Origin of the sequence: Baaleninema simplex PCC 7105 (genome assembly GCF_000332355.1) — a bacterium.
Classification (GTDB): domain Bacteria; phylum Cyanobacteriota; class Cyanobacteriia; order Cyanobacteriales; family Geitlerinemataceae; genus Baaleninema; species Baaleninema simplex.
The window spans coordinates 2,261,745-2,268,585 of the sequence record NZ_KB235958.1; the positions used below are offsets into that span (position 1 = coordinate 2,261,745).

Consider the following 6,841-nt stretch of genomic DNA (forward strand, 5'->3'; position numbering starts at 1 on the left):
TTTTAAAACTCGGTCGAACACTCAATGTCATGAAGCTACAAACGACTCTCAAATCCTCCTTCGATCGCTATCCGAGCGAACTAATCCTCGGTCTCTTGCTGGCGTTGATGTACCTGCCGACGATCGCCTACTGGTACGACGGTTGGCTCAACAAAAGCATCAGCCTCGAACACGAATACTTCAGCCACGGCATCATCGGCTTACCCTTCGCCGCGTACATCGTCTGGACGAAGCGCGATCGCTGGCAAGCCCTCGACGATCGCTTCAATCCCCTCGGCGCCGTCTTGCTCGGTTTGGGGGGCGTCCTGTACGTCAGCCAAATGCCCGATTTAGTCAACCTGTCCTTTCCCATCGTCTTAGCGGGATTGTGTCTGGGCTTAAAAGGCCGTCCCGGCTTTCAACTCATAGCCTTTCCCTGGCTGCTCGTCTTACTGGCGACCCCCAACGACCTACCCTATCTCATCGCGCCCGTTTCCCTTCCCCTACAAAGCTTCATCGCCGGAACAGCCGGATTTATCCTGACTCAATGGGGATTGGACGTCACCGTTCAAGATATCCTACTTCTCGTCGGCGGTCGCGTCGTCGAAGTCGCGCCCCACTGCGCCGGGTTCAAAATGCTCTTTACCACCTTCTACGTGGCATTGATGCTGCTGTACTGGACGGGGGCGTTAAAATCGCGCAAAACGACCGTGGTGTTTCTCCTGTGTGCCGTTCTCATCAGCGTCGTCACGAACATTTTGCGAAACACCTTCTTAACCCTGTTTTACGGAACCGGACGAGACGAATTGTTCCACTGGCTGCACGAAGGTTGGGGCGGCGACGCGATCTCGGCGTTCATGTTGTTAGCCTTGATTCCGACACTGATGGCGATCGAGCGGTTGCGCGACGCCCTGTCCGGTTCCGACACCGTCGAGTCCGTTTGATGTGAACGTATCCATCCCTTCGAGACTGCTTGCTGTTCGTTGTCAACGCAAATCGTGGAAAAATCCGCCTCTTTTGTCCCTCAATTTCTTCGTCGGTCGTCGCCCTTTGCTGTGGTGGCGATCGTCGCGTTCGCACTGCTGTTGTTAGCGGTCGCCGTTCCCAACTACGTTCGGGGAAAGCTGCCGTTTCGCCAACCCCAACCCGTCGATCTCAGCGGGTTGAAACAACTCGACGACACCGGACTCGAATTGTCCGGATGGACGACGGTAGACCTGAGAACTGTCAATTTAGGATCGGGCGCGTGGGTCATGCAAACTCTGATGGAGGACGACACCGCCTCGACCGCCGACTCTCCCGCCCCGGCGACGCTGTTACTGCACCCCCAACAGGGACAAAGCGGTACGCGATCGCAGCCGCAGATGGAATGGACGGACATTCGCGGTTTGGGAAACGCTCAGGGAGATTGGAAAGAAGACCGCCAGCGTCAGTTCGCGTTCGAGGTGACGGCCGACGACGGCACGTCCGCCACCGTCACGACGCGATTTTTCCGAGGTTGGACGACTCAAAAAACCTACGCGATCGCCCAATGGTACGCTTGGGAAACCGGCGGCCATCCCAACCTGACGCACTGGTTTCAAGCCGACCGTCGGGCGCGATTAGACGGTCGCCGTCAGCCTTGGGTCGCCGTCTGTCTGATGACGCCCATCGAACCCCTCGGCGACATCGAAACCGCCCGTCCGCTTCTCGAACGTCTGGCGTCACAGGTGCAGGAACAGTTAATGGAAAACGCGTTCGTCGAACCGTCTCGAGTCGGGTCGTAGAACGTCGTTCGAGTGGGTTTCTTCCCCCGAAGGAAGACGTCGTGCTTTGACATACTCCCCAGCCTGAAGGCGTGGGGATTCTCCAGACCTCACGGTTCTAGATTTCTGGTTCGGCGACAACCCTTACTACCCATTGTTGCCAATAAGTACCAGAGGGGTTTATCTCCCCAGACGTTTTCCCCATTACAGAGGAGGTTTCGGTATGCCCTACCGTACCTGATAATCTACTGAAAAATTGACTTTCTGTACTTGAGGACAGGGGTGGCGAACCGAGTTCGCCAGCGTGAGATGTCCGTGTTGCTTAGAGCTTTTACCTGTTCGAGCTTTCCCGAACAGAACCCGCTAACTCTAGTTTTCAAGGTTCGGATGCCTCGATTAGAGGCTCGGTTTTTAGACGGGTTAAATACCGTTCCAGTTCTCTGACATCATAGCCAAGTCGCCCTGCAAGGCTTGCCCTGAGCTAAGTCGAAGGGGGCGAGGCTTTAGACCCAAATTTTTGGTAAGGAATCGTTGCATGGGACAGGTGGTACGGAAACCGAACGGGCGATCGCTGGTGGCAGTCCTCACAGAAGCCGTCTTGGTAACGTTGTGGGGATTGCCACTCGGCCGCGCGATCGCCCAACCCACACCAAACATCGCCCCACCCGAGATCGCCGACGAAGAACTCGACCTCGATACCGTTCCCGAGAGTCTGCCCGTGTGGTTGCGCTTGCAACTGTCCGGGGAAATCCAACACCGCCAGATGGTGGAATATCTCGACCGACACTCGAGCGATCGCCCCGCGACACCCCTGGACTTGTCTCCACTTTTACCCGAGTCTCCCAGTCGTCGCGGTCCCCTGAGTGGAGATAACTGGGAGGTGTATCGACTCGCACCCGGCGACGCCATCTCGGTCGTCGTCCAGCCCCCCTTTCAAGATCTGACCACCAGCGCCGAAATCTCCTTTCAAGGGACGATTTTCATACCGTTGCTGGGAACCGTTTCACTACAAGGACTGACGGTCGAAGAAGCCCGACAAAAACTGACGCGCTTACTCAACAACTACGTCGTCAACCCCGACGTACAAGTGGTGTTGGCCGCTCCCCGTCAAGCCCAAGTCACCGTCACCGGAGAAGTGGCGCGTCCTGGGTTTTTCCCCGTAGCGCCCAACGCCCCCCTCGTGCAAGCGCTCCTCACAGCGGGAGGCGTTACGATCGAGGCGGACTTGCGCCGCGTTACCGTGCGACGCACCCTCGACGACGGCAGAATTTTGTCTCAAACCCTCGATCTTTACACACCACTGATCGAAGGCACGTCGATTCCCGATTTGCGTTTGCGAGACGGAGACGTGATTTTCGTTCCCCGTCGCGATCGCACCTTTACCGGAGATTACAACCGCCAAACCATCGATCGCTCGGCGCTAGCAGCTCCCCAACAAGAACCCATTGCCGTTACAGTCGTCGGCGAAGTCGCCCGGCCGGGATTTTACGACTTTCCACCCGTACCGTCCCCAGCCCTCGATACAGCCATTCTCGCCGCTCAAGGCACGAAAGTCTCGGCGAACTTACGGCGCGTTTTGTTGCGCCGCACCCTAGCCGACGGAACGACAGTCGAGCGAGAAGTCGATCTGTTTTCGCCCCTCGTATTCGGCGAACCCCTACCAGAAGTGTTTCTCGAAGATGGAGACGTAGTGGTGGTTCCCGAACTCACAGCCGAGGAACGGCAAGCGTACCAACTCGATTTGGCGGCGCGATCGACGTTAGCCCAAAACCAGATTATCGTGCGCGTTCTTAGCTATCCCGCCAACGCGACCAATACCCAAGCGCTGCCCAACGGTAGCACCCTCGCCGACGTTCTCAGCGGGATTCCCCTAAACACAGCTCGTTTGAGTCGCGTCGCGGTCATCCGCTTCGACGAGACCCTCGGGGAAGCCGTGACGACCTATTACAACGGACGGGAAGCGATCTTGGGCAATCCCGAAGAAAATCCGATCTTGCAAGATAAAGATGTGGTCGTCGTCGGACGTAACTTTATTGCCGCCGTCGGAAATTTCTTCAATAACTTTACCCAACCGTTCCGCGACGTTCTCGGATTTTTACTGTTTTTCGACCAACTCTCTAATAGCGCCGATAACTTGTTCCGTCCCACCGGAAACAATAACAACAATTAGCAAACGACCGGTTACCACCGATGAATTTGCGAAAACTTCATTGTCGAAACGGGCGATCGCGCCCCGAAACCCCTCTCGAGTCGCTTAAGATAAAAATAGTCGCACGCAGGTAGATCGCTCGTGGCTCCTTCTATCGTCAAACGATACAGTATTGCCTTTGGCAAATATAAAGTCGCAGGCTTCGGCGTCTTTGCTCTCGCCGTTGGCGTTGCCGGATTGATGGGATTACAAGAACCCCCTCCCCCCACCTACAAAGCGACAGGGGTGATGAGTTCGAACGAACAACCCGTAATTTTGTCCGAGACGGGGCCGGCCATTCAAGAACAAGGACGGCAAGCCTTAACCCAGGATTACCTCATCGACGACGCGACTGCCGAAGCCGTCAGCGAACAGATCGGCGTCCCTCCAAGAAAAGTGAAATCCGCCCAACTCCGAACCCCCGCCTCGGACGAGCCACAATTCTATCGCGTCGCGTATACTGATTCGACCCCCGAACGAGCGTCGATAGTGGTGAATTTGTTGATGGAAGCCGCCGTCGAAAAAAGCTACCTGCTCAACACCTCTCGCCTCCAAGCCCTCATCGATGCCCTCAACGAACGCTTGCCCGAAATTCAACAGGAACTTCGAGAAGCTGAAGACCGTCTCGTTCGGTTCGATCGCATTGAAGGGGCGGCGATTACCCTAGCCAAAGACGGTTCTCTCGTCGGACAGATTCGTGCCAGCCAGCAGCAACAAGAACAGTTGCGCTTGCAAGTCGAAGAAATGGCCGCCCAAATGGACAGCCTCGAGCAACAGTTGGGGTTGAACGTCACCCAAGCGTATGTTTCCTCGGCTCTCAGCCGCGATCCCATCCTCAATAACTTGCGAGCGCAACTCTACCAAGTAGAAACACAACAAGCACTGCTCGGTCAGACGTTACGACCGCAACACCCCCAGATGGTGGAGTTACAACGCCAGTTCGACGGGTTAGAACGATTGTTCGTGCAGCGAGCGGTCGAAGTCATCGGCGGCGAGGGGATTGCGACTCCGCTGTCGAACAGTCGAGCGATTCGCCAAGCGAGCAGCCTCGATCCCATGCGCCAAGAAATGGCCGCGAGGCTCGTGCAGTTGCAAACCGAGCGGGACATCCTAGATCGCAGTTTAGCGCAAGCCGGACGCCTCGAACGGGAATTAAAAGCGACCTACGCGAACTTACCGGATTTGGAACTCGAACGCCAGCGCTTGCAGCAGGAAGTGTTGTTACACAAAGCTCTCTCCGACCAATTACAAGCTCAACTGGTGGATGCTGAAGCGGCCAAAGCTGAAACGGTGAGTAATTTGACGATCGCCCAGGAAGCTCAAGTCGTCGAGCAGAAAGAAGATCCGCCAAACGTGGCGATTTTAGTGCTGTTAGGGGGCGGTGTCGGACTGGCAGCCGGGGGAGCGTTAATTTTCTTGCTATCCGCCCTCGAAGGACGGTTTTACACGGTCGAGGAAGTGCGCGGAGCGTTACAGGAACGCGACCTGCTACTGTTGGGAACGTTGCCTCACGTGGTCACAGAGGAGTTCGGCGACGAGAGCAAGATGCCCGTCATCGTGGCGCCCGATTCTCCTTATTTGGAGCATTACGAGCGCTTCCGCAGCAACTTGCGGCGAGTGGAAGGGGGAGCGCCGAAAGTGGTGCTGATAACCAGTGCCAAGGCCGGAGAAGGCAAGACGTTTACAGCCTACAATTTGGCGATCGCCTCAGCGCGAGCTGGAAAACGGACGCTACTTGTAGAAGCCGATTTGCGATCGCCCTCGAAGGCCGAATCGCTGAAAGTGGCGCTCGATCCCCACAGTCTCATCGAACCCTTACGTCACTATCGCGATTTCCAAAGCGGGATGCGCTTCGTTCCCCAAGTGGAAAACCTCTACACGATCCCCAGTCCCGGACCGCAACAGCACGCCGCTGCGATTATCGAATCGAGCGAGTTAAGGCGGTTGTTGAGTCAAGCCCGCGTTCAGTTCGATTTCGTCGTTGTGGACGCCCCGTCCTTGAGTCAGTGTAACGATGCGCTGTTGCTCGAACCCTACACCGACGGAATGATTCTCGTCGCTCGCCCCGGCGTGACCGAAGGCGGCTTACTGGCAGAATACGCTGAAATGCTTGAAGAGGCAGAAGACCGCGTGCGCGTGTTGGGAGCGGTCATCGACGACGCCGAGATCCCCGTGGAGTTCCCGCCTCACGTTTCGCCCGAAGACGAAACCGAGGTGACGGACTCGCCCATGCCGTTTTACGAGTTATGGGAAACCGACCGGTTAGAAGACGAGGAGGTTTCCAACGGTGCGACCTCTCGCTCGTCTGTCTCTCAGGACGTTCCCTCCCGCCGGTCTTAGGTGTTAGTAAGTAGGCTCGACCCAGACCACAAACGGCTCAGAACAACCGCATTTACACCATCTGTAGGATGGGCAATGCCCACCGACCTCTACATTGAGTGTGGTTAACGCTGAAGTTCGTAAGTCCTACGGCTATGGCAAACATCGCGGGTAGTGCTGCACTCTAATGATGCCGATCGGTCGAAATCCTTGCCACGGAAGGATTTAACTTGTGATACGGAATCCGTTCCCGATACGCTAGGTTTCAAGAAGTCTTCACCACATCCCCCCTTAGCCCCCTATCCCCCCTTCGCCCCCCTTTGAAACCCACATTCCGCACTTCAACTTGTAGTACGCCAAGTAGCACGAGAAGGGGATGAAATTAGGGCTTGCTGAAAAGAAGTGAAAAGCTTACGACGTAAGGCTTAGAGGAGTCTTGACGTGGCTTCGAGAACCCGAAAAAGAGGTAAAATTGGAAATTCCCGTGCATCCGGCAAGAAAAAATGTATCGAAAATCACAAAATCCTGACACGCCCGAAGAAGCCTTTGAACTTCCTTTTGAAGGCAAGTTGTGTGAAGAAAATCGTTGGGTAATTTTGGCGAACCTCAT

Annotated in this window: 4 protein-coding genes; all 4 read left to right on the plus strand. The window is 55.8% G+C overall.

From position 1 onward, the window contains the following. Window positions 1-29 precede the first annotated feature (29 nt). The 4 genes from crtB to GEI7105_RS30205 all read left to right on the plus strand — a co-directional run bounded on the left by crtB (window position 30) and on the right by GEI7105_RS30205 (window position 6,252). Window positions 30-923 (plus strand): cyanoexosortase B, encoded by an 894-nt coding sequence (gene crtB, locus GEI7105_RS0112120; protein ID WP_017660724.1) that lies wholly within the window; start codon window positions 30-32, stop codon window positions 921-923. Between the two features lie 39 nt (window positions 924-962). Further along, on the plus strand, window positions 963-1,745 hold the full coding sequence (locus GEI7105_RS33425) for a cyanoexosortase B system-associated protein (protein ID WP_158413195.1): 783 nt from the start codon (window positions 963-965) through the stop codon (window positions 1,743-1,745). A gap of 523 nt (window positions 1,746-2,268) precedes the next feature. Continuing rightward, window positions 2,269-3,894 (plus strand): polysaccharide biosynthesis/export family protein, encoded by a 1,626-nt coding sequence (locus GEI7105_RS30200; protein ID WP_158413196.1) that lies wholly within the window; start codon window positions 2,269-2,271, stop codon window positions 3,892-3,894. A 120-nt stretch (window positions 3,895-4,014) separates the two neighbouring features. Beyond that, on the plus strand, window positions 4,015-6,252 hold the full coding sequence (locus tag GEI7105_RS30205) for a polysaccharide biosynthesis tyrosine autokinase (protein ID WP_017660728.1): 2,238 nt from the start codon (window positions 4,015-4,017) through the stop codon (window positions 6,250-6,252). Window positions 6,253-6,841 lie beyond the last annotated feature (589 nt).

Excerpts from the sequence above, each read along its gene's own strand:
- crtB (WP_017660724.1), top strand. The coding sequence starts at position 30 with ATGAAGCTACAAACGACTCTCAAATCCTCCTTCGATCGCTATCCGAGC.